Origin of the sequence: Enterococcus sp. S22(2020) (genome assembly GCF_020295385.1) — a bacterium.
Taxonomy (GTDB): Bacteria; Bacillota; Bacilli; order Lactobacillales; family Enterococcaceae; genus Enterococcus_L; species Enterococcus_L dunnyi.
Map to the genome: position 1 here is coordinate 38,024 of NZ_JACFUD010000005.1, position 26,589 is coordinate 64,612.

Here is a 26,589-nt window from a genome sequence, read left to right on the forward strand (position 1 = left end):
AGAGCGTTTCAGTGTCAGATTCCTAATTTTCAAGAGAGTAAAACGCTTTGTTCCGCTTTTCTATGATCTAGCTGCACAAGCCAGACCTTTCAACAAATAGATAAAATGCTGAAAAGATAAAAAGCATCTTTCCATCATTTTCCTAATTTGTTCAAGGTCTAAGCGGCTCGTTCCGCTTTTCGTGATCCAGCTGCACGAGCCAGTCTCTCGGAAAAAAGATAAATGAGGAGTGAGACAAAGAACGTCTCAATCATCATTTCCTATTTTTCTTTCGAGACTAAGCGGGCTCGCTCCGCTTTTCTTGATCTAGCTACACAAAGCAACTCTCAAGGAAAATAGACAATCTGTCAATGAAACAAAGAGCGTTTCAGTGTCAGATTCCTAATTTTCAAGAGAGTAAAACGCTTTGTTCCGTTTTTCTATATGTTATACTACTTACTGTACTTATCTAGGAGGGACTATTTTATGAAGATTGCTGTTGATGCAATGGGAGGCGATCATGCACCTCAGGCTATTGTTGAAGGTGTTATGCTGGCTAAACAGGATTTTCCTGATGTTGAGTTTTTACTTTATGGGAAAGAAACTGAAATTAAAAAATATGTAACAGATGAAAAGAATATCACGATCATTCATACGGATGAAAAAATCAGTAGTGATGATGAACCGGTCAAGGCGATTCGTCGAAAGAAAACAGCATCGATGGTTTTGGCTGCTCAGGCAGTAAAAAATGGTGAAGCAGATGCGATTTTTTCTGCAGGGAATACAGGAGCACTTCTAGCTGCGGGATTATTTATTGTTGGACGAATCAAAAATGTTGAACGTCCTGGGTTGATGTCGACCTTGCCTGTAATGGGTCAGGCGGATGGCGGCTTTGATATGCTGGATTTAGGAGCGAATGCTGATAATAAGCCGGAGCATTTAGTGCAATACGCAGTTTTGGGCTCTTTTTATGCCGAAAAAGTAAGAAATGTAAAAAATCCCCGTGTAGCTCTTTTAAACAATGGAACAGAAGCCACAAAAGGCAGCGAGCTAACGAAAAAGGCTTTTGAGCTGCTTTCAGAAGAAGAAGGGATCAATTTTATTGGCAACGTCGAAGCGCGTGATTTATTGAGTGGGGCTGCGGATGTTGTTGTTACTGATGGTTTCACAGGGAATGCGGTGCTCAAATCGATCGAAGGAACAGCACTAAACATGATGAGCTTGTTGAAAACGTCTATTTTAGCTGAAGGTGTTAAAGGAAAAATGGGAGCACTGCTCTTAAAGAATGCTTTGCGTGGGATGAAAAGCGAAATGGACTATTCAAAACATGGCGGTGCAGTACTTTTCGGATTGAAAGCACCCGTCATCAAAACGCATGGATCGACCGGACCGGAAGCAGTTCGTTATACGATCCGTCAAATTCATACAATGCTGAAAACAGAGGTTGTACCGCAGCTTGTAAGCTATTATGAAACAAAAGAATAAGAGGGTTCGCAACCAGAATGCAACCATTCTGTAATAAAGTTGCAAAAAAAGATGGACAAATCGATCATTTGTGAGTACAATGTATCATAGCGTTTAACACTAAAAGCAAAACGTTGTTCAAAAACAGTGGAGGTGAACACAGTTGACTCGTGAAGAAGTATTGGAAAAAGTAGCGAAGATTATCTCAAACCACTTTGATATTGAAGCTGAAAAAGTGACAGATCAATTAAACATTAAAGATGACTTGAATGCAGATTCGATTAGTGTAATGGAATTTGTTTTAGAGCTTGAAGATGAATTTGGTACAGAAATTTCAGATGAAGACGCAGAGCAAATCGAAACAGTTGGTGCTGCTGTAGATTATATTATGAATCACTTATAATAATTAGCAAAAGTAAGCGAAGCAAAACGATATCCGTTTTGTTTCGCTTTTTTAGTATATATATCCTTATTCTTGCCAAAATGTTGCAATTCTTTCAATAGTTATATACAATTGATTAAAATGATTACAGGAAGATTAAAAGCATAAATCTTCGTGTAATGTAGAAAGAGTTTAAAGTAGGTAATTTATAGAGGGGTGCACAAATGTGAGTAAGGAAAATCAACTTCTAGATGTTCAACACCTGCATACAGCGTTTCGTTTAAAGGACGAATATTATGATGCAGTAGATGATGTATCTTTTGAATTAGGGGCAAATGAAATTTTAGCTATCGTAGGTGAATCAGGTTGTGGGAAAAGTACATTAGCAACAACGATCATGGGACTTCATGATGCGAAAAACACACGCATAAATGGAGAAATCATCTATAAAGATTTGAATTTAACAACATTTAATGAGCAACTGTATAATAAAATTCGTGGGAACGATATCGGAATGATTTTTCAAGATCCCTTATCTGCATTGAATCCTTTAATGCGGATCGAAGATCAAATCAAAGAAAGTCTAACCTATCATACAGATATGACAGCTGAACAAAAACAGGCACGCGTGATTGAACTACTTGAACAAGTTGGCATACCTAATCCTGAAAGAGTAGGCAAACAATATCCTCATGAACTTTCGGGCGGAATGCGCCAGCGTGTGATCATTGCAATTGCGATCGCTTGTAAGCCGGCGATCATTATTGCAGATGAGCCGACCACGGCATTGGATGTGACGATTCAAGCACAAATTTTGGATCTACTCAAAGATCTACAGGAAGAAACGGGTTCCGGCATTATTTTGATCACACACGATTTAGGCGTCGTGGCTGAAATGGCGGATAAAGTTGCTGTGATGTATGCAGGGCAGTTCGTAGAAGTAGCTTCTGCTAAAGAGCTGTTTGACAATCCAAAGCACCCATACACTCGCTCACTACTACAGTCGATCCCACAAGAAAATTCAGAAAATAGTCAATTACATGTAATCGAAGGAGTTGTTCCTTCGTTAAGTAAACTACCGCGGACAGGCTGTCGCTTTGCTCCCAGAATTCCTTGGATACCGGAAGATGCGCATGAAGAAACCCCTGTTTTGCATGAGGTTGAAGAAAATCATTTCGTTCGTTGCACCTGTTATCAACATTTTCAATTTAGAGATGAACAGGAGGAAATGTAATGGCGGAAATTATTCAAATCAAAGATCTGAAAGTTCACTATCCTATTCGCAGCGGCTTCTTTAATCGGGTGACAGATCATGTTTTAGCAGTTGATGGTGTCGATTTTATTATCGAAAAAGGCAAGACTTATGGTTTGGTTGGAGAATCTGGTTCAGGAAAATCCACAACAGGTAAAGCAATTATCGGTTTGGAGAAAATCACTAGCGGCAGTATCCTTTATCAAAATAAGGAAGTAACACAGGCGAGAACACGAAAAGCAATGAAATACAACAAAGATGTCCAAATGATCTTTCAGGATTCAATGTCCAGTTTAAATCCTAAGAAACGAGTTTTGGATATTATTGCAGAGCCAATCAGAAATTTTGAACGATTAAGTGATCAAGAAGAGAAAAAGAAAGTCAAAGGATTACTAGATATCGTTGGAATGCCTGAAGACGCATTATATAAATATCCGCATGAATTTTCAGGCGGTCAAAGACAGCGTCTGGGTGTAGCACGTGCGGTTGCGACTAATCCCAAATTGATCATTGCAGATGAACCAGTTTCAGCATTAGATTTATCTGTTCAAGCGCAGGTATTGAATTTCATGAAAAATATTCAGGAAGAATACGGGCTGAGTTATTTGTTTATCTCTCATGACTTAGGTGTTGTAAAGCATATGTGTGACAATATTGCGATCATGTATAAAGGCCGATTTGTAGAAATCGGTACCCGTGAAGACATTTATAATGATCCAAAGCATATTTATACAAAGCGTCTGTTGTCTGCGATCCCTAAAATCGATGTTGCTCACCGAGAAGAGCACAAGGCAGAGCGTCGCAAAGTTGAGCAGGAGTATATTGCTCGTCAAAGTGAGTATTATGATGAAAACGGCCGTGTTTATGATTTGCGTAAAATCAGTCCAACACATCAAGTGGCGTTGAAAGATGGAGGTGCAGTGTAATGTGGAAAACGATTTTACGACGAGTACTTTTCATGATTCCTCAAATCCTGATTTTAAGTGTCTTGATTTTTGTTCTTGCTAAAATGATGCCGGGCGATCCATTTGCTGGGTTGATCAATCCGAACACGGACCCAGCAGTCATTGAAAAAATGCGGGAAGCTGCAGGGTTGAACGATCCTTGGACGACACAATATATTCGCTGGATCGGAAATGTTTTCCATGGTGATTTTGGAGAGAGTTTTATTTTTAAATTACCAGTAGCAACTTTGATCGGTAATCGTGCAGTCAATACGATTCTTTTGTCATTATTGACGGTTGTGATCATGTATGCGATCGCTTTACCGCTTGGGGTTCTATCGGGTCGCTATCAAAATTCTATTTTAGATAAATTTGTCGTTATTTATAATTTTATTAGTTTTGCTGTACCACCATTTATTTTTGCACTTGTGATGTTGTTTATTTTTGGGTATCGTTTGGACTGGTTTCCAACAACAGGCTCTGTTTCTAGTGGTGTCGATCCTGGAACAGCAGGATATGTCTGGGACCGTTTCTATCATTTGATATTGCCCGCACTTTCTCAAGCTTTATTAGGGACCGCGATTACGATTCAATATTTGCGTAATGAAGTGATCGATTCGCAATCATTGGACTATGTGCGTACTGCTCGTTCCAAAGGTGTGCCTACTAATAAAGTCTATACTCGACATATTTTTAGAAATGCTTCTTTGCCTATTGTTTCTCAATTAAGTTATGAGATCACAGCTTTGATCAGTGGATCAGTCGTTATTGAACGGATTTTTGGGTATCCAGGTATAGGTAAGCTGTTTATTGATTCGATCGGTCAACGGGACTATGCAGTAATTACATCCTTAGTATTGATTTTAGGTGTTGCGACGCTTATCGGAAATCTGGTTTCAGATATCGTGATGAGCATTGTAGATCCGCGAATTCGGGTGCAGTAAAAATCAATTTTAAGGAAAGGATGAAATAAAATGGAAAAAGATGAACAAGTAACAGTAATTACTGAACAAATTCCTCCGATGGGCTTTCGCATGATCGCAAGAGAATTTAAAAAAGATAAATTAGCTATATTTTCGCTGACGTTATTGATCATTATTTTGCTGGTTGTTTTTATAGGTGCATTGTTGACTGATCAGGATAAGGTAATGACCGTTAGCATTTTAGATAAATATGCTGAACCAGGCGGTAATTTCATATTAGGGGCAGATGAAGGCGGTCGTGATGTATTTGGGCAATTGATCATCGGTGCCCGTAACTCAGTAGTGATCGGTTTTGCAATCACGATCATCACATCGATCATTGGTGTTGGAATTGGGATCATTTCTGGTTATTATGGTGGGTTCTTTGATAACGCTGTGATGAGGGTCGTGGACTTTATCATGATTTTACCGATCATGATGATCATCATTGTATTTGTGACGATAATACCTAAATATAATGCTTGGTCGTTTATTTGGATTATGAGTGCCTTTTACTGGGTTGCAAAAGCCAGATTGTTTAGAAGTAAAACATTGTCGGAAGTTCGCAGAGATTACGTTAGTGCCTCTAAAACATTAGGTACAAGCGATTTCAAAATTATGTTTCGTGAGATCATGCCGAATCTAAGCTCGTTGATCATTACGAATTTAACGATCAACTTTGCAGCGAATATCGGTATTGAAACGACATTGACATTCTTAGGGTTTGGTTTGCCAACCAATGTTCCTAGTTTAGGGACTTTGATCGGTTATGCCAGTAATGGAGATGTTTTGGCTAACAAAACATGGATTTGGGTACCAGCATCAGTGCTGATCTTAGTAATGATGTTATGTATAAATTATATCGGTCAAGCGTTTAAGCGTTCAGCGGATGCCAGACAACGTTTAGGCTAAAATGAGGAGGAAAAAGTGTGATAAACAAGAAATTTTTGGGCGTACTTACTGTAACTGCAGCTTTAACAATGACATTAACCGCATGCGGTGGCAGTAAAAAATCTGATTCAGGGAATAAAAACGTTGATACAGAAGACATCAGTAAATTTACGATGGTAGTAAAAAATGATCAGGATCCGATCAAAGGCGGAACATTGGAAGTTGCTGTAGCATCAGATACACAATTTAAAGGATTGTTTTCTGAAGTTTACTATCAAGATGCTTATGATAATTATTACATGAGACCATCTCATGAAGGGCTATTCTCGTATGATAAAGACTTTGTTATTACGAAAGATGGCGCTGCGACCTTAGATTTAGATGTCGATAATAAAAAAGCAACGATCACGTTAAAAGACGATATCAAGTGGTCAGACGGCGAATCTGTGACAGCAGATGATCTGATCTATCCTTATGAAGTGATCGGGAATAAAGAATATACAGGTATTCGTTACGATGATGATTTTACCAATATTGTCGGAATGGAAGAATATCATGATGGGAAAGCAGATACGATTTCTGGAATCAAGAAAATCGATGATCAAACAATTGAAGTGTCTTACAAAGAGATGAACCCAGGTATGCTACAGTTGAGCGGCGGCGTCTATACGAATGCAATGCCAAAGCATATCTTTAAAGATATACCGATCAAAGACCAAGAAAAAAGTGATGCGGTCAGAAAAAATCCTGTCACTTTCGGTCCATACTATATTAGTAAAATCGTAACAGGTGAATCAGTAGAATATTTACCGAATGAACACTACTATAGAGGAAAACCTAAACTAGATAAAATCGTATTTACAAATGTACCGACAGCTTCAATCGTTGAAGCGCTGAAAGCGAAAAAATATGACATGGTTTACTCAATGCCAACAGATAACTACCCAACATATAAAGATACGGAAGATTATCAAATGCTGGGTCGTGAAGAGTTAGCGTATACCTATATTGGCTTCAAATTAGGAACATACGATAAAGATAAAGGTGAATCCGTTCTAAACCCTGACGCAAAAATGGCTGATGTAAAATTACGTCAAGCAATGGGCTATGCGGTAGATAATGATGCGATCGGACAAAAATTCTACAACGGCTTGCGTTCAGGAGCAACAACACTGATTCCGCCAATTTTTGAAACATTGCACAATTCTGATATCAAAGGTTATCAATATGATATAGAAAAAGCGAAAAAACTTTTGGATGACGCAGGCTATAAAGACACGGATGATGATGGCCTAAGAGAAGATCCAGATGGTAAAAAATTAACGATCAATTTTGCTTCAATGGCAGGTGGGGAAACGGCTCAACCATTAGCTGATTACTATCTACAACAATGGAAAGAAATCGGTTTAGATGTGAAATTGGCTACCGGCCGCTTGATCGATTTCCAAGCATTTTATGATAAAGTAAAAAATGATGATCCTGAGATCGATGTATTCCAAGCAGCTTGGAGTGTAAATAGCGCGCCTTCGCCAGCTGGATTATACAGTAGAAATGCTGCATTCAACTATTCACGTTTTGTTTCAGAAGAAAATGACAAATTATTGAGCGCAATTGATTCAAAAGAATCATTCGATGATACAAAACGGAAAGAAGCCTATGACGCTTGGCAAGAGTATATGTTTGAACAAGCACCAGTTATTCCAACACTATACAGAAACGAAGTTATGCCAGTAAATAATCGTGTAAAATCTTTCACTTGGAACTATGAAGATACAAGAGATTTTTATGGGATTGAACTTACAGCTGAAAAACGCTAAAGAGTAACTAATAGGGATGAACAGAGCCGTTTTATGGCTTTGCTCGTCCCTTTAGTGTTTGTTTACACGAATAAAAGGTATACAGAGTAGTCATTCCGAACAAGACGCTACTCTTTTTTTGTCACTTATATACTAGACAGATTCCAAGAGTGGTGGTAATCTCTTTGTTAAGCGTTTTCATTATCGCGTTGTAACTATTGGAGGGAAGTTGAATGGAACAAACATTGATCATTATCAAGCCAGACGGAGTGAAGCGTAAATTAGTGGGAGAAATCCTGCAGCGCTTTGAAAGAAAGCAGTTGATTATCCGCCAACTGAAAGTGGGAATAATGACTCGGGATTTAGCAGAGGAACATTATGCCCATGTGAAAAAATTTGACTTCTTTGAAGATATGATAACGTATATGACATCTTCTGAAGTGGTCTACCTCATCTTAGAGGGGGATTCAGTCATAAAGACAGTTAGAAAGATGATTGGAGCGACCAATTGTTTGGAAGCTGCACCTGGGACGATTCGTGGAGATTATGGTAATAATAGCTATCATAACATCATCCATGCTTCAGATTCCCCGGAAGCGGCTCGGATCGAAATCAATCGGTTTTTTGGCAGCTAGCTAGACTACAAGCGTGATAGGATTAGATGGTCCTATTACGCTTTTTCTTTTTATCTAGAAGAGAGGCAGAATGCTTTATCGTAAAAATGGCAGAAAAGCTGTTTGAAACCAAAAAATGATGAAAAAACCATTCGAATCTGATGAATCCTTGTGTGAATTTACGGCAAATCTCCCCTAACCATTTAAAAATACTGGAAAAAAAAGTATAATAGAGAAGGTTGTAAATAAACTTAAAGGAATGTAGAAAATGGACAATCAGTTAACTACCGAACTAAAAGAACGTTACGGCATTGTTTTCCATGATGTCAACCTATTAGAACAAGCTTTTACGCATTCATCCTATGTGAATGAGCATCGCTATTTAAAGTTGTCTGACAATGAACGATTAGAGTTTTTAGGAGATGCAGTATTGGAGCTATTAGTCTCTCAATATTTGTATCAGCAATTTCCAGAAATGCCGGAAGGCAAATTGACGAAAATGCGTGCAGCGATCGTTCGTGAAGACAGTTTATCGAAATTTGCAAAAGAATGTCATTTCGACCAATATATCCTTTTAGGAAAAGGGGAAGAAAATTCTGGCGGCCGTCAACGTCCTGCCTTGTTATGTGATCTATTTGAAGCCTTTTTAGGTGCATTATACTTAGATCAAAAAGTTGGCGCAGCGAAGAAATTTATTGCTGAAGTGATTTTCCCGAAAATCGATGCTGGTGCTTTTTCACATGAGATGGATCATAAAACACATCTACAAGAAGTATTACAACGTCAAGGAGATGTAACGATCGACTATCGTTTAGTCAATGAAGAAGGACCCGCACATGATCGGATTTTTTCGATCGAAGTGTATGTCGATGGAAAATTGATTGGAACGGGACAAGGAAAGTCGAAGAAATTAGCAGAACAGGATGCCGCTGAACGAGCGCTGAAAAAACATCCTGAGTAAGCTTGGAAGGAGCCGTATTATTCGTGTATTTAAAACGAATTGAGATCGCAGGGTTTAAATCCTTTGCGGATCGAACCGTTATAGAATTTGAAAATGGAGTGACTGCTGTCGTTGGTCCAAACGGCAGTGGAAAAAGCAACATCACCGAAGCGATCCGCTGGGTTTTAGGCGAACAATCGGCAAAAAGTCTTCGCGGCGGAAAGATGCCGGATATTATTTTTGCCGGATCAGAAGGTCGTAAAGCATTGAATATAGCTGAAGTAACGGTTGTATTGGATAATAGTGATCATTTTTTACCATTGGATTTTACTGAAATCAGTGTAACTCGTCGGTTTCGCCGGACAGGTGAGAGTGATTTTTTCATCAACAAACAAGCCTGCCGCTTAAAAGATATTCATGATTTATTTATGGACTCTGGATTAGGGAAAGAGTCATTCTCGATCATCTCTCAAGGGAAAGTCGAAGCGATTTTTAATAGTAAACCGGAGGACCGCCGCGGTATTTTTGAAGAAGCAGCGGGTGTGTTGAAATATAAGCAGCGTAAGAAAAAAGCCGAGCAGAAATTATTTGAAACAGAAGATAATCTAAGCCGTGTTCAAGATATCATTTACGAATTAGAAGACCAACTGACTCCTCTAGCTGCCCAAAGCGAAGCGGCGAAGGAGTTTTTAAAGCTGAAAGAGACATTGACCGAAATCGATGTAAGCTTGACCGTCACAGAAATCGAGTCGGCCAAGGCTGTGTGGGAAGTCAAAACAGCAGAATTGACGGAAATCGAAAGTAAGCTAAATACAGCAAGTAAAAAAATCCGTGATTCAGAAGATGAGTTGTTCCAACTTAGAGGGAAACGCAATAAGTTGGATGAACAGATCGAACAAGAGCAGCAGCAATTGCTGCAAATCACAGAAGCATTGAAGCAAACAGAAGGACAAAAAGACGTTTTAGTCGAACGCTCAAAACACACGTTGCAGACAACAAGTGAATATCAGCAATCTTTAGAAGAAAATACTGAAAAAATCACTCGTTATCGGGAAGAAGTGCAGGAGCTGCAAAATAAAGTAGCAGAAAAAAAAGCTCAACGTGAAGCATTCGTTGAAGCGATCAAAGCTTCAGAGCTGGAAGTTGAAAAATATAGCAAATCGTCAAAAGAATTACTGGAAGAACTGCGTAGTCAATATGTTGAAGTGATGCAGGAACAAGCAAATACAACGAATGATTTGAAATATTTGGAACGCCAATATCAGCAGGAAACAGCTAAAAATCAGCAATCGATCCAAAAGCATGAAGCGCTGGAAAAACAAATGACAGAAGCTTTAGCTGATAAAGAACAAGTGACTGCTGATTTAGCGGTTTCAGAACAGTCACTAACGGAGCAAAGAGAGCAATATGCTCAGCTGAAACATCAGCTGGATCAAAAGCAAGGTCAGTTGGCAGCTAAACAGAAACAAATGTATCAAGCAATGAATCAAGTCCAACAAGCCAAAGCTCGTCAAAAAAGCTTGCAGGAAATCCAAGAAAATTACTCTGGTTTTTATCAAGGTGTTCGTGCAGTTTTAAAACATAAAGAGCAATTGACAGGAATCGTTGGCGCTGTAGCAGAATTGATCGATGTTCCAAAAGAATATACAGTTGCGATCGAAACAGCTTTAGGAGGTGCGGCACAGCATGTCGTGGTTGAAACGGAGAAAGATGGCCGTGCTGGAATTACATTTTTAAAGCAGCAGCATAGCGGCCGTGCCACCTTTTTACCATTAACGACGATCAAGCCTAGAAGTGTCTCTAGTGCTGTTCGTGACCGTGTTGGCAATGTAACAGGGTTTTTAGGAATTGCGAGTGAAGTGGTTCGTTTTCCCGATGAAGTCAGCAACGTTATCCAAAATCTTTTGGGTGTGACTTTATTAGCGGAAAATCTCGAAAGCGCCAATCAGCTAGCAAAAGCGGTCAATTATCAATATCGCGTGGTTTCTTTAGAAGGAGATGTCATGAACTCCGGCGGTTCAATGACCGGTGGTGCAAATAAGCGCGGCAATCAAGGGAGTCTATTTTCTCAAACACAAGAGCTTCAAACGTTGACTGAACAAATGGAACGTGTGGAAAAACAGCTGGCAGCGACTGAGAAAGAAGTGCAGCAGCTGACAGATGAAGTCAAGCAGTTGAATGAAGAGCTTGAGCAATTGCGTTCAACGGGCGAAATCAGCCGTTTGAAACAGCAGGAACTTCAAAATAAATTGACCAATCAGGAAGAAACGATCACTCGTTTAACAAAAGAACAGCGTCTTTTTGAATTTGAAGCACGCGAGCTGCATCAATTTTTAACGGAATATCAAGCGAAAAAAGAAGAATTGACGGAACAACAGCAAAAACTTGATCAACAGAGGAACAGCTTAGATCAGGAAATGAAGCAGGTCGATCAAGAAGCGAGCCAGATGGAAACTTTACGGGCAGAGGCGTTTGAACGATACAATCAGATTCAGGCTGATCAGGCAGTTGCGGCGGAGCAGCTTGCTCATTTGAATGAACAACTATCAGAGAAACAAGCACAGCTAGATGAATTTTTAGCACGAGAAACAGCTTTACGGCAACAATTACAGCAATTGAATGACAACTCGACGGATCATCAGGTCACCGAGGAAAGCTTGGCGATTCAAATGAAACAGTTAGCTGAAAAAAGAGAACAGCTGCAAAACAGCATTCAAACAGCTAAAATGAATCGTCAGCAACTGCAAGAGCAGGTCGATCAAATCGATACTAGTTTAGCTGAAGAAAATAAACTACAACAGCATCTATTGACCGAACAAACAAAGATCGAAGTCGAGAAGAACCGTTCTGAAATCAAATTGGATAATTCTCTGCAATATTTGCAGGAAGAATATAGCTTAACTTTTGAACGCGCCTTTGAAGATTATGAACTGACGATGGAGCAGGATCAGGCTAAAATCGAAGTAAAACGATTGAAACGAGAGATCGAACGTTTAGGACCAGTCAATCTGAATGCGATCGAACAGTATGAGCAAGTCAATGAACGTCATGAATTCTTAGTCTCACAGCGAGATGATTTGCTGGATGCTAAAGATCAATTATTTGAAACGATGAGTGAGATGGACGAAGAAGTTAAGACGCGCTTTAGTGAAGTATTTGAAGCGATTCGTGCACAATTTAAAGTCGTATTTCCAAATATGTTCGGCGGTGGTCGGGCAGAGTTGATTTTGACAGATCCTAATGATTTGCTGAATACAGGTGTTGAAATCGAAGCGCAGCCGCCAGGCAAGAAGCTGCAGAATTTAAGTTTACTTTCTGGTGGAGAACGTGCTTTAACAGCAATTGCCTTGTTGTTCTCGATCATCCGTGTACGTCCAGTACCGTTTTGTGTCCTTGACGAAGTGGAAGCGGCGTTGGATGATGCGAATGTTTCACGATTTGGTCACTACTTAAGTGAGTTTGAAGACGATACTCAGTTCATCGTTGTCACACACCGTAAAGGAACGATGGAGGCTGCTGATGTACTGTACGGGGTTACGATGCAGGAATCAGGAGTGTCTAAAATTGTTTCGGTTCGATTGGAAGAAGTCAAAGAAGGCGGAGCGATCGTGGCGGAAAGCTGATATAGAATAGGATCTGCTTTTTGTAAGAAGTATCATTGATGAACTGCACAAGACAGTTTTTGGGGAAAAAGATAAAAATAAATTGTGGTAAAGAGGACTATATTTTATTTTTGCTATATTCTAGTCGAGACTGAACGGCTTATTCCGCTTTTGCTGAGAGACACAGAGCATGAAATGAACTGATGTTGAACAGTACAAGAGTTTCGAAGGAAAGTGTTGACCCTTTGTATTGTCCAGCTACACAGGCTAGCTCTTCGGAAAAAAGATAAATGTAGAATGAGATAAAGAGCATCTCAATCTACATTTCCTATTTTTCAGTCAGAGCAAAACGAGCCTGTTCCGCTTTTATCGTTATCCAGCTACACAAATCAATCCTTAGGAAAATAGACAAATTGCCAGTGAGACAAAAAGTGTCTCAAAGTCAATTTCCTAATTTTCTACAGGATTAGACGATTTGTTCCGCTTTTAAATTGTCCAGCTACACAGGCTAGCTCTTCGGAAAAAAGATAAAAATAGAGTGAGACAAAAAGCGTCTCAATCGATTTTTCCTATTTTTCTGTCAGAGCTTGACGAGCCTGTTCCGCTTTTAAATTAAGGAGGTTTTTATTTGATTAAATTGGTTGCCATTGATTTGGATGGGACGTTATTAGATAGTAAGAAGGAAATTTCATCTAGGAATAAAGCTGTTTTAACACAAGCAAAGGCAGCAGGGGTTAAGATCGTTCTTTGTACAGGGCGTCCGTTAGCTGCGATAGAAGGGTATCTTGAAACATTGGATCTGCGTGATAATGGTGATTATAGTATTACATTCAATGGTGGACTAGTCCAAAAAAATGATACGGGTGAAATCATTGAAAAAAATCCAATGCCGCTTGAAGATATTCACGTTCTGCATGGATTAGCTGAAACTCTGAATGTCCCTTTGGATATTCTATCTGATGGAATAGTTCTTCAATTACCAGTTTCTAAAGAATACACTTCCTTATACAGTCAGCTAAATAATCTATTGACCTTCGAACCTGTAGAATTGGTTGATTTGACAGCTGAGCGCATATACAACAAAGCGGTCGTAGCAATCGATGAGGATTATCTGGACGAACAAATCAAGAAAATTCCTAGTGAATTCTATGATAAATACGAAGTCATCAAAACGAGAAGTAATTTATTAGAATTCATGCCGAAAGGAATCACAAAAGCATATGGTATTTCTTTATTAGCTAAAGATTTAGCTATCAAGCAAGAAGAGATCATGACGATCGGTGATGAGGAGAATGATTTGCCGATGATCGAATATGCTGGCCTAGGCGTTGCTATGGAAAATGCAGTCCCTCGTGTAAAAGAATTAGCAGATGTGATCACAGATACGAATGATAATGATGGCGTGGCTAAAGCAGTGGAGAAATTTGTTTTAGAACCATTGAAAGGAGGAAAATAAGTGGGATTTTTTGACAAAATAAAAAAGGCTTTTATGAATGAAAAAGAAACGAAACCGGCTGAAATCGAAACAGATGAAACATTAGAAGAAGCAGAAGCCGGCTCAGAAGTTTCTGTTCCAGAAGAAACTGATGTTGATTCTTTATCAGAGCAATCTGAGCCAGAACTAGAAGCAGAAATAGATGTCGATTCAGTAGTAGAACCAGAACTTGAAATTGAATTAGAACCAAAGCCTATGACAGATGACGTGCTACCGGAAGAGGCCCCTGAAACAGAAGCAGCTGAAGAAATTCAGGAAGAGATCATTGTACAGGAAAAGTATGAAAAAGGACTGGAGAAAACTCGAAAAACCTTTGGCGAACGTTTAAATGAATTATTTGCTAATTTTCGTTCCGTTGATGAAGACTTTTTTGAAGAGCTAGAAGAAACCTTGATCGGTGCTGATGTGGGCTTTGATACAGCGATCAAGATCACGGATCAGTTGCGTCAAGAAGTGAAGCTACGTAATGCGAAGAAACCAGCTGCGATTCAAAATACGATCATCGAAAAAATGGTCGATCTGTATGAAGCAGAAGGTGTCGAAGAAAACAACGCGTTGAATATCCAAACTGATGGATTGACTGTTATGCTTTTTGTGGGTGTAAATGGAGTTGGAAAAACAACCAGCATTGGTAAATTGGCCCACGAATTCAAGCAAGACGGGAAGAAAGTATTGATGGCAGCAGCGGATACGTTTAGAGCAGGTGCGATCGATCAATTAGTTGTCTGGGGCGAACGTGCTGGTGTAGAGGTTGTTCGCGGCAATGCTGGCGGTGACCCGGCAGCGGTCGTCTTTGATGCAGTAGAGCGAGCGAAAGCAGAGAATGCAGACATCTTATTGGTTGATACAGCCGGCCGTCTGCAAAATAAAGTCAATTTAATGAATGAATTAGAAAAAATCAAACGGGTGATCCAGCGTGAAATTCCTGATGCACCGCATGAGGTATTACTTGTTGTCGATGCGACAACGGGACAAAATGCCATGTCTCAAGCGAAGCAATTCAAAGAGACGACGGATGTGACCGGCTTGGTTCTTACTAAGTTAGATGGCACGGCCAAAGGCGGGATCGTTTTAGCAATCAGAAATGAACTGCATTTGCCAGTTAAATTAGTTGGTTTAGGAGAAGGAATCAATGATCTCGAACCGTTTGATGCGAATGACTTTGCTGTAGGGCTATTTAAAGGTCTATTGAAAGAAGAAGACTAGTCATAAAAATAACCGTTACACCGGCTGAAACAAAAGTCGATGTAACGGTTATTTTTTTAAAAGATGGTCGGTACCATACCGCCATCCATTCGAATCGCCGCTCCGCTAAAAGCAGAGGCATAGGGACTGCTGACAAAAGCTGCTAAACGACCGATTTCAGTTGGATCGATCAAGCGTTGGATTTGTGAGAGCGGCCGATTATTGATCATAAATAATCGCTCTTTTTCTTCTAAAGATAATTCAGGATCAGGATACATTTCTTCGATCATATCACGAACACCTTCAGTCATTGTTGAACCAGGCATGATCGTGTTAACGGTGACCAAAGTACCTTTTGTGAGTTTGGACAAACTTTTAGCTAAAGAAAGCTGCATTGTTTTGGTCATACTGTATTGCGGCATTTCACCTGAAGGCATGATAGCTTCTTCACTAGCAATAAAAATCACTCTGCCGAAGTTTTCTTCAAGCATAGTTGGTAAGTAGAATTTAACTAGATCATTTGCAGCTAGCACATTGGTTCGAAAGAAACGTTCCCATGTCGCATCATCGATATCTTCATAAGCCATTGGTTGAAAAATCCCCATATTATTGATAAGAATATCGACTTTAGGAAATTGTGAAAATAATGTTTCACGTTGTTTCGGATCGACAATATCCCCAGTTGCTGCCTGCGGTGACGTTTCTGGGTAGTTTTCTTTTATTTCCTTGACTAGTTGCTGTACTTCTTGCTCCTTACGGCCGTTGATCAGTACATCCGCGCCTTCTTTTGCCAATTCTAAAGCGATCGCTTTACCGATCCCTTTCGTAGATCCGGTGATCAAGGCTTTTTTACCTGCGATGCCCATTTCCATATGATTTCCTCCTTTGTCTTTAGTACAGACTATTCAAAAAAGAAAGTATCCGGATGCGGTCCTACTCGAGTACCGTTATCTAGCTGGTCGATCAATGCTAAATCCTCTGTCGATAATTCAAAATCAAACAGATCTGCATTACTGGCGATACGCTCTTCTTTGATCGATTTAGGAATGACGATGATCTCATTTTGTACATGCCATCTTAAAATGATTTGAGCAGCTGATTTATGATATTTTTCTGCAAGAGTCAAAATCGTTGGCTCTTGTAATAGTTGTCCTTGCATCAATGGAGACCATGCTTCGATTGCGATCCCTTTTTCTTGTAAAAAGCTGCGCATTTCCTTTTGAGCCATTCTTGGATGAAGCTCAACTTGGTTTAATACAGGAGTAACTTTAGCTGTTTCAAGCAAGGTTTCCAAATGATGGATCTCAAAATTACTCACGCCGATTGCTTTGATCTTTCCAGCGGTATATAGCTCTTCCATCGCTTTCCAAGAAGTTAGATACTCATTATTTCCAGGCCAGTGGATCAAATACAAGTCTACATAATCTAACCCTAATTTTAGCAGGCTTTCGTTGAATGCGGTAATCGTTTGATCGTAGTCTAATTGGTGATTCCAAATTTTAGTCGTGATGAATAAGTCTTCGCGTTTTTTTCCAGTAGTTGCTAAGCCGCGGCGAATCCCTTCGCCAACACCTTCTTCGTTGCCATAGATTTGTGCAGTATCAATGCTGATATAACCTGCTTCGATCGCTTTTTGAACAGAAAAAATCGTGTCCTCGTTGCTAACTTGAAACACACCTAAGCCAAAGCCAGGCATTTTTACGCCATTATTTAATAAAACTGTATCTGTTAATGAATGAATCATTTGAATCTTCCTCTCGCTTTTAGAATAAAACTATCGTATCAGCAATCGTTCTGTTTGAATAGTACGTACTTTAAAGTTTTATACATACCTAAAAGTAACTAATTGATTTATCAGTGTTTTTCTGTTTTAATAAAGAGCGAAAGGATGCGTTGCTGATGGAAAACGTACAAACTATCGTCGAAAAAGAATACAACATTGGCGTAGAAGTTACTGTAGATGTGATTGGAGGAAAATGGAAACCGATCATTCTTTGTAATTTAAGACATCAAATCATGAGGACGAGCGAATTGCTTCGGGCGATCCCTAAGATCTCACAAAAAATGCTGACACAGCAATTACGTGAATTAGAGCAAGACAATATCATCGATCGCAAGGTCTATAACCAAATCCCGCCTAAAGTAGAATATAGCTTGAGTGAATACGGCGAATCATTAGGTGAAATCCTTGATTTACTTTGTTCATGGGGCGAAAAGCATGCAGAGCATTTGATCGATAATGGTGAAGCAATCAGCTTGAATTGTGACAAATTTAAATAAAATAGATCAAATTAAGTACAATACTTCTATTATCAAAAAAGTTAATAGATTTTAGTTTAAAGAAGTGACTATGTTTCAAAACATAAGCTATGAATATATTAGTTTCATTCGTTTTTAATATTGTTAACCATTGTAGTTTAGTATATATTAAAGATACAATTAAAAACTAATTAGGGAGAAGGTATTAAGGAATGAAACAACGAATAACAAAAGTATATGAAAATAGATTAGGCAAACTTTGTATTTACACCTGTGCAATAGTAGCAGCTTTTATTTTTGGAAAAATAGCAGCAGACATTATATTTCCGCTTTTAGGATTTGAAAAAATAGGATAAATCTTTCAGTCTAGATGAGTTGATTTTGTCATCTTATCATAAAATTATTCATAAAAAAACAGATGTGTGTCAACGCAGACACACATCTGTTTTTTTGCTATAAATTATTTGTTTCAATTCCATATTCTTCAGCAATTTTTTTCAAACTAAAACCGCGTCCAAACACTTCACTTGCATTCATGGAAACAATAAAGGCTTCTTCATCGATTTCAAGTACGCCTTCTTTGATACGGTTAAAGTCTTTTTCACTGATCACAGTCATCATCAGCATGCTTTTGGTTTGTTGGTAGCCGCCTTCGATTGGAATGAGTGTCATCCCTTTATCCATACCGATCAGAATTTTTTCTTTGATCTCTGCATATTTTGGTGAGATGATCAGCACATTTTTCGAACGAACAAATCCAACTTGGACCATATCAACAACACGCCCGATAATATAAAGACAGATCAGTGAGAATAAAACAGTGTCTGTACTAAAAACATATAAAGCAGATAAAATCACCAAACCATCGACAAATAAAATCGACACGCCTAAAGAAATTTTAAAATACTTATTCACGATTTGAGAAATAATTGCAGTTCCGCCAGTTGAAGCATTGCCTCTAAATTCCAATCCTAAACCAACACCAGTCAAAATCCCGCCGAATAGCGTTGCTAGAAAAATATTATGCGTCAGCACAGGAAAATTAGCGGTGATTCCAACGAAAAACGGATAAATCAAACTCCCATAAATCGTTTTGATCCCCACATCTTTACCTAATAATAAAAAACAAAGCACTAACAGCGGCAGATTGATCGCATATAAGACAAGTGCCGGGCTGATACCGAAAAGGTGGTTGATCACAACGCTGATTCCATTTGCGCCTCCTGCAACGATTTTGTTTGGCAGCAGTACGGAATTGATTGAAACTGCCAAAACAAAAGAACCGATCGTCACATACAGTGCATCTTGAATCTGTCTTTTCGTAAATTTCATTTTATACATTCCTCCATAGTTAAAAATCTTGAAACTGAGAGAGTGAAAGGATGAAGCTGTTCAATCGCTCAATAAATATCCCTTAGCTATACTATCATGAATGACTAAGAGATATCATGAGATAATTTTAATTTTTCAGCCTATAGTTATGGTAAAATGGAACCAAGTAGAAAATGAACGAAATGCATTAAATAAAAGTCAAAAAGCGTTTATTCCATAATTGCTCATGGTGCTGGATGATCGTTTTGGCTCCAAGCAACTCATTATTTAGGGTGGTGCTAAGCCCTTTTTTCATGAAATTTGTGTAGCCTAACCCATGAGCCATTCGAATAGTCGTATCTACACAATACTCTGTCTGAGCACCGCAAAACTCAAGCTCAGTTACAGCAAGCTCATCAAGCTGTTGTTTAAGAACGGTTTTAAAAAAGGAATTAGCATGTGTTTTTCCAATATAATAATCTTCAGGGCGAGCGTCTAACTGTTCAAATAATTGCCAATTGTGACTTTGTGGAATCAGTTCCTCATCCTCGTGTTGGATAAAGATGATTGGCAGTTGCTGCTTGCGGTATGCGTAAATTCGTTGATTGACACCAGTCAATACATCATTTAACTGAAACAAACCATTACCAGTCTGTTCAAGACCATTTTGCAAGTCAATTACGATCAAGGCTCGATTAGTCATTGATAGTTCCTCATTTCAATTTATTTTTTCTAGTATACAATGATTTTTTTAATGGTGAAAGTAGTAAAATTCGCCGATAGATAAGGCGATCATGTTCTTTTTGACAAAATTAAGCGTAAATATTCTTTTTACCGCTCTTTTTTTATATAATGAGTAGTGATGAATAATAACGGGGAAGAAAGGCGACAAAATGAAATTTAAAGAGTTATTACAACAAAAAAGTGTCCGTCCATATACGGCAGAGGCACGCTTTGGTTTAGAAAAAGAAAGTCAACGTACGACATTTGATGGTGCGTTAGCAAAGACTGATCATCCAGCAATTTTAGGAAATCGTTCCTATCATCCATATATTCAGACAGATTTTAGTGAAACACAGGTAGAGTTGATTACGCCAGTAGCAAATTCGATCAATGAAATGCTGCGTTATTTAGCAGCGATCCATGATGTTGCACTGCGGTCTATGAATAAATCAGAAATGTTATGGCCGTTAAGTATGCCGCCAAAATTACCTGAAAAAGATGAGGAGATCAAAATTGCCAAGTTAGAGCAATTTGAAGGAATCCTTTATCGACGCTATTTAGCACGAGAATATGGCAAACGGAAACAGATGGTCAGCGGGATTCACTTTAATTTCGAATATGCGATTGAATTAGTTCAACAATTATTTGCTGTGCAAACAGAATATGAAACGATCGAAGATTTCAAAAATATTTTATATATGAAGGTTTCACGTAATTATTTACGTTATCGTTGGTTGATCACTTATTTATTTGGTGCGTCGCCAGTTAGTGAAGAGGGCTATTTTACAGAGAAGGAAGATCGTCCAAAAGAACCAGTCAGAAGTATCCGCAATAGTGCATTCGGCTATAAAAATAAGGAAAATGTCAAAGTTTCCTATGAATCGCTTCAAAGCTATATCGATGACATTCATCGAATGGTGGAAAATGGCATTTTATCAGAGGAAAAAGAGTTCTATTCGGCGGTTCGATTACGTGGCGGCAAGCAAATGTCTGATTTACCTAAAACCGGTATTCGTTATATCGAATTAAGAAATTTAGACTTGAACCCGTTTGCTCCTTTAGGGATCGAAGAAGAATCTTTGGAGTTCATTCATTTGTTTATGCTGTATCTGCTTTGGACGGATGAAAAAGAGACACCAAATGACTGGGTAGCAACCGGTGATTTGTTGAATGAACAGGTTGCTTTAGGTCATCCATTTGCCCAAGTAAACTTGGTAGCAGAAGGCGATCGGATCTTTGCAGAGATGGATGAAATGATCGAAACCTTAGGGTTGTTCAAATTCAAAAAAGTCCTTGAGATCCACAGAGGGCAGTTGAGGACTCCTGATTTGACGATCGCAGGTAAAATGTGGACGATTATCGAGAGTAATTCGAATCATGAATTAGGAATCGTTTTTGGGAAAGAGTATCAGGGAATGGTTTATGAAAGACCCTATCAGTTAGCGGGATTTAGGAATATGGAATTATCTACGCAACTCTTCTTATTTGATGTTATTCAAAAAGGGATAGAGGTTCAGATTCTAGATGAACAGGAACAATTTTTGAAGTTGACCCATGAAGGTCACGTGGAATATGTCAAAAATGCCAATATGACTAGTAAAGATAGCTATATCGTGCCGCTGATCATGGAGAATAAGACGGTAACGAAAAAAGTCTTAGCAGAAGCTGGCTTCAATGTTCCTGCTGGAGATGAATTTGATAATTTAGAACAAGCAGAACAGGCGTACATGAAATACTCTGAAAAAGCATTTGTCATCAAGCCGAAAACGACCAATTATGGTTTAGGGATCACAATTTTCAAAGAAGGTGCCTCTTTAGCTGATTACAGCGAAGCACTAAAATTGGCTTTTAAAGAGGATTCTGCTGTTTTGATCGAAGAGTTTCTACCGGGAACAGAATATCGTTTCTTTGTGATCGATGACCAAGTGCGGGCGATCTTATTACGTGTTCCAGCTAATGTGGTAGGTGATGGCGTTCGGTCGGTCGAAGCGTTAGTAGCTGAGAAAAATTTGAATCCTTTAAGAGGGACGCATCACCGTTCGCCATTGGAGATCATTCAGCTGGGAGATGTTGAGCGATTGATGTTGAAGGAACAGAACTTGTTAGTGACATCGGTGCCTGAAAAAGATCAAGTCGTCTATTTACGTGAGAATTCAAATATCAGTACAGGTGGCGATTCGATCGATGTAACGGATGATTTTGACGAGAGTTATAAACAAATTGCGATTGAAGCAGTGAAAGCCTTGGGAGCAAAAATCTGCGGGATCGATTTGATTATTCCGGACAAAACGATCAAAGGCAGCAAAGATAATCAGACTTACGGGATCATTGAAGCTAATTTTAATCCGGCGATGCATATGCATACCTATCCTCATGCAGGACAAGGACGTCATTTGACGATGGACGTTTTGAAATTATTGTATCCAGAAGTGTTTTAAAAAGAAAAAGGGAGTGCGGGACAAAACTAAAAATCAGTTTTGTCCCGCACTCTAAATCTTAATAAACGGTGGAAACAGAAGCAACTCCTTCGGAAATAAGCTGAAATTCATGAAAATTGCTCTTCAAATTTTCATGAATTTCAGCTTATTTCTCGTAGCTTGACACTTCTGTCCCATCCTCTCTTTTTTCGGTTTTAGTTAGCACTATTTAGTATTCCAATTCCTTGATCGCGATGGTTTGTTTGGTTTCTTCGACTGCCAATCCAGTCTTGTTTTCCCACCATTGCTTCATTTCACGTTCATAGGTTGTCGGAAAAACGGCGATGACATCAATTAAATTTTTTCCCAGCAATCGGGCATAAGGATAATTCAGAATCAGGTTATATTTAAGTTCAGTCAGCAAACTGTAATATTGAAACATCATATAGTGCAGTTCCTCCTCATCGTCTTCAAGCATGACTTTGGGGGCATGTTCCAACATAAAACCAAAACTTCTCATCATAAAAGTAAATGCATCCATATGATCCTCTTCGATTTGTTCCACTTCTCTAAGTAAGGTAATATGAGCAGTCAGAGCATTTGCTAAATCTTGTTTTAGTAACTGTTGTTCGATCATTTCGAAGAACTCCTTTCATTAATTGAATAAATTATGCCAAAACCCTTTTTTCGCAGATGACTTTTCGTCAGAAGCTGTTTCTTTAGGGTATTTTTTTGTGATATCGATCGTTTCTACATTGACTGCTTCTTTTGCAGCCAAAATCAATCCTAGTGAATCGGGTGTATTCGTGACAGAATCATTGACCACCGTGAAGGGAATATTTCTTTCATTGATCGATTTGATATAACTTGATTGTAAAGCAATATCCATAGCGCCATTTAAAAGAACAGAAGTATCCGGATGTTGCTCAGCTTCATTCAAAAAGTGCTCTTTATTGATTGGATCTTTCATTTGGGTGATGGTCATTGTTAGATAACAGCGTTCTCGAAAAGTACCCATGTACTTTCGCTGTTCCTCTGGTTTTAGCTGCGGGGTGCCATACATTGCATTGTCTAAATGTTTTTGTAAGTCATCTTGAGCCATAGATTATCGAACCTGCTTTCATTCAGTAGTCTTAAACAAATTATAGCACAGAACACTTGAAAGCACTGATTTTATTCGTTGTTTAAAGAAGTTGAAAGAGCAAAAAAGTGTTGCTTTTCTCACGAATTTCGCATAGACTAGTAAATAAGAATGAAAATCATTCTCAATTAGAAAAGCTGAGCATACTCGTTCAACTTCGACAGAAAAATAGAGGATCGTGAATGTGCATGCTTTTGACACAGACAGGAGCCGTCTTTTTTCCGAGAAGTTAGTGTGCAAAGCTGGATCAAAAGAAAAGCTGAGCATACTCGTTCAACTTTGACAGAAAAATAGGGGATCGTGAATGTGCATGCTTTTGGCACAGATAGGAGCCATCTTTTTTTCGAGAAGTTAGAGTGCAAAGCTAGCTCGATAGAAAAATTGTAAAACACCATCGTGGTTTTTTATTTAGAAAAAATGGAGAGAGTTTATGAAAAAATTGGGGTTATTTGTTCTCCTGCTTATTTTGATCGTGTCGTCTATTTTTGTTGGGGTCAAAGATATTTCTCTGGCTCAATTCTTTCAATGGGATGCACAGCAACAGTTGGTATTGTTGACAACAAGGATACCACGAACGATCAGCTTAGTGATTGCTGGCAGTACGATCAGTATTTCTGGTTTGATCATGCAGCATTTGACACAAAATAAATTTGTTTCTCCAAGTACGGCAGGTACGATGGACAGCGCGCGTTTAGGTATTTTGGTCGTTATGGTCTTTTTCCCAAGTGCACCATTGTTATTTCGCTCGTTTATTGCATTTCTCTTTGCTTTTGGCGGGACACTGACGTTTATCTATTTAACGCGTTTTTTACCGGCAAAAAATCAAGTGATGATTCCTTTGATCGGCGTAATGTTTGGAAATATCATTGGTTCGATCGCTACTTTTTTTGCGTATCAGTTCCAACTGGTTCAAAATATGTCTTCTTGGCTGCAGGGGAATTTTTCCACAGTGATGAAAGGAAATTACGAACTATTGTATCTGACGATACCTTTACTGGTCGTCACGTATTTATTTGCCTACCGATTTACAGTAGTTGGAATGGGTGAAGACATGGCAACCAACTTAGGGATAAATTATCAGCGCATTCAGCTGTTTGGTTTAGGGATCGTCGCTTTATCTAGTGCGGTTGTGCTGATCATGGTCGGAAATATTCCCTTTCTAGGCGTCATCGTCCCAAATCTTGTTTCAATGAGATATGGGGACCATATGAAAAATACACTGGCGATCACATCGGTGGGTGGCAGTATTTTCCTATTAGCCTGTGATGTGTTAGCACGTGTGGTGATTGCGCCTTATGAAGTGCCTGTTAGTGTTGTTGTCGGCGTGTTAGGCAGCTTTATATTTATTGCTTTATTGATGAGGAGGAAAACAGCATGAAAAAATTCTTCCATTCATCAGCGGCAAAAATCATAGTTTTGCTTTTGGCTGTTTTGCTCGTTTGTACGCTGTATTTATCCTATAAAACGTATGGAAATTGGGCGTTTGCGTTAGAGCTTAGAGGAAAAAAACTACTAGCATTTATTTTTGTCGGCGTAGCCGCAGCTTTTTCAACCATCAGTTTTCAAACCATGACCCAAAATCATTTCTTAACACCAAATATTTTAGGATTAGATTCGTTATATGTATTCATTCAAACCTTATTGTTTTTTATTTTAGGTGGACAGCAGCTTCTAGGGAAAGAAACGATTGGGACTTTTTTGATCAATGTCTTGTTGATGGTCGCAGCTAGTATAGTATTGTCGCGCTTCTTGTTACGAAAAGGCAGCAATGATCTATTTTTACTATTGATGATCGGGATCATCTTAGGCACGTTTTTCAATAGTATCAGTACTTTTTTACAGGTAGTGATGGATCCAAATGAATATGATCTACTTCAAGGAAAACTGTTTGCCAGTTTTGGCAATGTGAATAGTCAGCATTTAATGATCGCAGGGGTCTTGATTACATTGTTGGTCGGATTTCTTTGGATGAAAAGTGCTACTCTAGACGTGTTACATCTGGGAAATGACCAGGCAACCAGTTTAGGTGTGGATGTGCCAAGGTTTCAATTTATCTTATTGACGGTGATCAGCGGATTGATCGGTTTGTCAACAGCATTGGTTGGACCTGTGACATTTTTAGGTTTTATTGTAGCAAATATGAGTTATCAATTGATGGGCACTTATCGTCATCGTGATTTGTTTTTAGGCGGCAGCTTATTGTCGATCTTATTACTTGTTTTTGGTCAATTTCTTGTAGAACAGGTTTTTCAGCTGAACACGACGTTAAGTATTGTGATCGAGTTTGGCGGCGGGTTGTATTTTGTCGGGAAAATAATTAGTGAAAGGAAGCAGCGCGGATGATCGAAATCAAAAATGTGTCAAAAAGATATGGTGAAAAGATTGTTGTCTCAGAGGTTCAGTTGCCGATCACAGAACAAAAACTGACCGCTTTTATTGGACCAAACGGAGCTGGAAAAAGTACTTTACTTTCAATGATGAGCCGCTTGATTCCTAAAGATACTGGTGAAATCTATTTAGATCATAACGAAGTCAAAACATGGAAGCAAAGTGAATTATCTAAAAAATTATCGATCCTGAAACAAACGAATGGCATCAATTTGAAGATCACAGTCAGGGAATTAGTTAATTTTGGTCGTTTTCCATATAGTAAGGGGCGTCTGAAAAAAGAAGATCATGAAAAAGTTGAAGAAGCCATGAAAAATCTGGGGTTGCTTGATTTGGCAGATGAGTTGATCGATACATTGTCCGGCGGCCAATTACAGCGTGTCTATATTGCCATGGTTTTAGCACAAGACACAGATTATATTTTGCTGGATGAGCCATTGAACAATTTGGACATGAATTTTGCGGTTCAAATGATGCAGACATTACGTCGTCTAGTAGATGAATTTGGTAAAACAGTGGTCATCGTACTTCATGATATCAATTTTGCTGCTAGCTATGCAGATGAAATCGTAGCAATGAAAGATGGTCGTTTATTCACTCACGGCACGACGGATGAAGTGATCCAGTCTGAAACGTTGAACAAACTTTATGATATGAATATCCGAATATGCGAAATCGAAGGCAAACGCTTTTGCATGTATTTTAGCTAGAAAAGCTGAGTACGTTGCCAGCTCTCGAGCAAATAAGGAAAAACGTTCAAAGGTGCTCTATGCCTTTGAAACGATTTTATCTATTTGTCGAAAGAGCTAACGTAAGAAGCTGGAATAAAGAAAAGCTGAATACG

Annotated in this window: 24 protein-coding genes; 18 read left to right on the forward strand and 6 right to left on the reverse strand. The window is 38.8% G+C overall.

Annotated features, from left to right (window positions below; all coding sequences use genetic code 11):
- Window positions 1-465: 465 nt before the first annotated feature.
- The 12 genes from plsX (at window position 466) to ftsY (ending at window position 15,527) form a co-directional block, all read left to right on the forward strand.
- Entirely contained in the window at window positions 466-1,464 is a 999-nt protein-coding gene (gene plsX / locus H3T55_RS11265; RefSeq protein ID WP_225534542.1) for a phosphate acyltransferase PlsX, read from the forward strand.
- 142 nt (window positions 1,465-1,606) lie between these two features.
- Window positions 1,607-1,846, forward strand: a complete 240-nt coding sequence (acpP, locus tag H3T55_RS11270) for an acyl carrier protein (RefSeq protein ID WP_087641834.1) — start codon at window positions 1,607-1,609, stop codon at window positions 1,844-1,846.
- Between the two features lie 205 nt (window positions 1,847-2,051).
- Window positions 2,052-3,059, forward strand: a complete 1,008-nt coding sequence (locus H3T55_RS11275; protein ID WP_087641835.1) for an ABC transporter ATP-binding protein — start codon at window positions 2,052-2,054, stop codon at window positions 3,057-3,059.
- On the forward strand, window positions 3,059-4,003 hold the full coding sequence (locus tag H3T55_RS11280; RefSeq protein WP_087641836.1) for an ATP-binding cassette domain-containing protein: 945 nt from the start codon (window positions 3,059-3,061) through the stop codon (window positions 4,001-4,003). The genes H3T55_RS11275 and H3T55_RS11280 overlap by 1 nt, the downstream gene beginning before the upstream one ends.
- Entirely contained in the window at window positions 4,003-4,965 is a 963-nt protein-coding gene (opp4B, locus tag H3T55_RS11285) for an oligopeptide ABC transporter permease (protein ID WP_225534543.1), read from the forward strand. The genes H3T55_RS11280 and opp4B overlap by 1 nt, the downstream gene beginning before the upstream one ends.
- A 30-nt stretch (window positions 4,966-4,995) precedes the next feature.
- Entirely contained in the window at window positions 4,996-5,895 is a 900-nt protein-coding gene (locus tag H3T55_RS11290) for an ABC transporter permease (RefSeq protein WP_087641838.1), read from the forward strand.
- Window positions 5,896-5,915: 20 nt separating this feature from the next.
- The gene (locus tag H3T55_RS11295) at window positions 5,916-7,691 is read left to right on the forward strand and encodes an oligopeptide ABC transporter substrate-binding protein (protein ID WP_217884298.1); all 1,776 of its coding nucleotides are present in this window, start codon (window positions 5,916-5,918) and stop codon (window positions 7,689-7,691) included.
- 212 nt (window positions 7,692-7,903) lie between these two features.
- Window positions 7,904-8,305 carry a nucleoside-diphosphate kinase gene (gene ndk / locus H3T55_RS11300; protein ID WP_225534544.1) on the forward strand — a complete coding sequence of 134 codons (402 nt, stop codon included), beginning with the start codon at window positions 7,904-7,906 and terminating at the stop codon, window positions 8,303-8,305.
- Between the two features lie 247 nt (window positions 8,306-8,552).
- The gene (gene rnc, locus H3T55_RS11305; protein WP_087641841.1) at window positions 8,553-9,245 is read left to right on the forward strand and encodes a ribonuclease III; all 693 of its coding nucleotides are present in this window, start codon (window positions 8,553-8,555) and stop codon (window positions 9,243-9,245) included.
- A 23-nt stretch (window positions 9,246-9,268) separates the two neighbouring features.
- A complete protein-coding gene (smc, locus tag H3T55_RS11310) occupies window positions 9,269-12,847 on the forward strand; it encodes a chromosome segregation protein SMC (RefSeq protein WP_225534545.1) in 3,579 nt (1,192 codons plus the stop codon).
- Window positions 12,848-13,454: 607 nt separating this feature from the next.
- Window positions 13,455-14,282, forward strand: a complete 828-nt coding sequence (locus H3T55_RS11315; protein ID WP_225534546.1) for a Cof-type HAD-IIB family hydrolase — start codon at window positions 13,455-13,457, stop codon at window positions 14,280-14,282.
- On the forward strand, window positions 14,283-15,527 hold the full coding sequence (ftsY, locus tag H3T55_RS11320; protein WP_225534547.1) for a signal recognition particle-docking protein FtsY: 1,245 nt from the start codon (window positions 14,283-14,285) through the stop codon (window positions 15,525-15,527).
- Window positions 15,528-15,583: 56 nt separating this feature from the next.
- Here ftsY and H3T55_RS11325 read toward each other — a convergent pair whose 3' ends face one another.
- Both H3T55_RS11325 and H3T55_RS11330 read right to left on the reverse strand, forming a co-directional pair.
- The gene (locus tag H3T55_RS11325) at window positions 15,584-16,378 is read right to left on the reverse strand and encodes an SDR family NAD(P)-dependent oxidoreductase (protein ID WP_225534548.1); all 795 of its coding nucleotides are present in this window, start codon (window positions 16,376-16,378) and stop codon (window positions 15,584-15,586) included.
- Between the two features lie 29 nt (window positions 16,379-16,407).
- Complete coding sequence (locus tag H3T55_RS11330; RefSeq protein ID WP_225534549.1) at window positions 16,408-17,250, reverse strand: aldo/keto reductase; 843 nt, start codon at window positions 17,248-17,250, stop codon at window positions 16,408-16,410.
- Between the two features lie 155 nt (window positions 17,251-17,405).
- On the opposite strand from H3T55_RS11330, the gene H3T55_RS11335 reads away from it, so the two are divergent.
- Together H3T55_RS11335 and H3T55_RS11340 are read left to right on the forward strand one after the other, a co-directional pair.
- Window positions 17,406-17,786 carry a winged helix-turn-helix transcriptional regulator gene (locus H3T55_RS11335; protein ID WP_225534550.1) on the forward strand — a complete coding sequence of 127 codons (381 nt, stop codon included), beginning with the start codon at window positions 17,406-17,408 and terminating at the stop codon, window positions 17,784-17,786.
- Window positions 17,787-17,977: 191 nt separating this feature from the next.
- On the forward strand, window positions 17,978-18,121 hold the full coding sequence (locus tag H3T55_RS11340) for a hypothetical protein (protein ID WP_225534551.1): 144 nt from the start codon (window positions 17,978-17,980) through the stop codon (window positions 18,119-18,121).
- A 97-nt stretch (window positions 18,122-18,218) separates the two neighbouring features.
- Here the strand turns inward: H3T55_RS11340 and H3T55_RS11345 are convergent, their stop codons facing one another.
- Together H3T55_RS11345 and H3T55_RS11350 are read right to left on the reverse strand one after the other, a co-directional pair.
- Window positions 18,219-19,097 (reverse strand): YitT family protein, encoded by an 879-nt coding sequence (locus H3T55_RS11345; RefSeq protein WP_087641848.1) that lies wholly within the window; start codon window positions 19,095-19,097, stop codon window positions 18,219-18,221.
- A 187-nt stretch (window positions 19,098-19,284) separates the two neighbouring features.
- Window positions 19,285-19,779 (reverse strand): cysteine hydrolase family protein, encoded by a 495-nt coding sequence (locus H3T55_RS11350; RefSeq protein WP_225534552.1) that lies wholly within the window; start codon window positions 19,777-19,779, stop codon window positions 19,285-19,287.
- Window positions 19,780-19,969: 190 nt separating this feature from the next.
- Between H3T55_RS11350 and gshAB the strand changes: the two genes are divergently transcribed.
- Window positions 19,970-22,237 carry a bifunctional glutamate--cysteine ligase GshA/glutathione synthetase GshB gene (gene gshAB / locus H3T55_RS11355; protein WP_087641850.1) on the forward strand — a complete coding sequence of 756 codons (2,268 nt, stop codon included), beginning with the start codon at window positions 19,970-19,972 and terminating at the stop codon, window positions 22,235-22,237.
- 208 nt (window positions 22,238-22,445) lie between these two features.
- Here the strand turns inward: gshAB and H3T55_RS11360 are convergent, their stop codons facing one another.
- Both H3T55_RS11360 and H3T55_RS11365 read right to left on the reverse strand, forming a co-directional pair.
- Window positions 22,446-22,853 (reverse strand): hypothetical protein, encoded by a 408-nt coding sequence (locus tag H3T55_RS11360; protein WP_087641851.1) that lies wholly within the window; start codon window positions 22,851-22,853, stop codon window positions 22,446-22,448.
- Between the two features lie 18 nt (window positions 22,854-22,871).
- Complete coding sequence (locus tag H3T55_RS11365; protein WP_087641852.1) at window positions 22,872-23,318, reverse strand: YueI family protein; 447 nt, start codon at window positions 23,316-23,318, stop codon at window positions 22,872-22,874.
- Between the two features lie 469 nt (window positions 23,319-23,787).
- On the opposite strand from H3T55_RS11365, the gene H3T55_RS11370 reads away from it, so the two are divergent.
- Genes H3T55_RS11370 through H3T55_RS11380 form a run of 3 tightly spaced genes read left to right on the forward strand, consistent with a single transcriptional unit; the run spans window position 23,788 to window position 26,455 of the window.
- Entirely contained in the window at window positions 23,788-24,735 is a 948-nt protein-coding gene (locus tag H3T55_RS11370) for an ABC transporter permease (protein ID WP_225534553.1), read from the forward strand.
- The gene (locus H3T55_RS11375) at window positions 24,732-25,700 is read left to right on the forward strand and encodes an iron chelate uptake ABC transporter family permease subunit (protein ID WP_087641854.1); all 969 of its coding nucleotides are present in this window, start codon (window positions 24,732-24,734) and stop codon (window positions 25,698-25,700) included. Before H3T55_RS11370 ends, H3T55_RS11375 begins: the two co-directional genes overlap by 4 nt.
- Window positions 25,697-26,455, forward strand: a complete 759-nt coding sequence (locus H3T55_RS11380; protein ID WP_087641855.1) for an ABC transporter ATP-binding protein — start codon at window positions 25,697-25,699, stop codon at window positions 26,453-26,455. The genes H3T55_RS11375 and H3T55_RS11380 overlap by 4 nt, the downstream gene beginning before the upstream one ends.
- Window positions 26,456-26,589: the final 134 nt, after the last annotated feature.

Coding starts and splice junctions, on each gene's coding strand:
- rnc (WP_087641841.1), top strand. CDS start 8,553: ATGGACAATCAGTTAACTACCGAACTAAAAGAACGTTACGGCATTGTT.
- ndk (WP_225534544.1), top strand. CDS start 7,904: ATGGAACAAACATTGATCATTATCAAGCCAGACGGAGTGAAGCGTAAA.
- H3T55_RS11335 (WP_225534550.1), top strand. CDS start 17,406: ATGGAAAACGTACAAACTATCGTCGAAAAAGAATACAACATTGGCGTA.
- gshAB (WP_087641850.1), top strand. CDS start 19,970: ATGAAATTTAAAGAGTTATTACAACAAAAAAGTGTCCGTCCATATACG.
- H3T55_RS11360 (WP_087641851.1), bottom strand. CDS start 22,853: ATGATCGAACAACAGTTACTAAAACAAGATTTAGCAAATGCTCTGACT.
- H3T55_RS11345 (WP_087641848.1), bottom strand. CDS start 19,097: ATGAAATTTACGAAAAGACAGATTCAAGATGCACTGTATGTGACGATC.
- H3T55_RS11350 (WP_225534552.1), bottom strand. CDS start 19,779: ATGACTAATCGAGCCTTGATCGTAATTGACTTGCAAAATGGTCTTGAA.
- opp4B (WP_225534543.1), top strand. CDS start 4,003: ATGTGGAAAACGATTTTACGACGAGTACTTTTCATGATTCCTCAAATC.
- H3T55_RS11375 (WP_087641854.1), top strand. CDS start 24,732: ATGAAAAAATTCTTCCATTCATCAGCGGCAAAAATCATAGTTTTGCTT.
- H3T55_RS11290 (WP_087641838.1), top strand. CDS start 4,996: ATGGAAAAAGATGAACAAGTAACAGTAATTACTGAACAAATTCCTCCG.
- H3T55_RS11380 (WP_087641855.1), top strand. CDS start 25,697: ATGATCGAAATCAAAAATGTGTCAAAAAGATATGGTGAAAAGATTGTT.
- plsX (WP_225534542.1), top strand. CDS start 466: ATGAAGATTGCTGTTGATGCAATGGGAGGCGATCATGCACCTCAGGCT.
- H3T55_RS11325 (WP_225534548.1), bottom strand. CDS start 16,378: ATGGAAATGGGCATCGCAGGTAAAAAAGCCTTGATCACCGGATCTACG.
- H3T55_RS11370 (WP_225534553.1), top strand. CDS start 23,788: ATGAAAAAATTGGGGTTATTTGTTCTCCTGCTTATTTTGATCGTGTCG.
- H3T55_RS11330 (WP_225534549.1), bottom strand. CDS start 17,250: ATGATTCATTCATTAACAGATACAGTTTTATTAAATAATGGCGTAAAA.
- H3T55_RS11340 (WP_225534551.1), top strand. CDS start 17,978: ATGAAACAACGAATAACAAAAGTATATGAAAATAGATTAGGCAAACTT.
- H3T55_RS11365 (WP_087641852.1), bottom strand. CDS start 23,318: ATGGCTCAAGATGACTTACAAAAACATTTAGACAATGCAATGTATGGC.
- H3T55_RS11280 (WP_087641836.1), top strand. CDS start 3,059: ATGGCGGAAATTATTCAAATCAAAGATCTGAAAGTTCACTATCCTATT.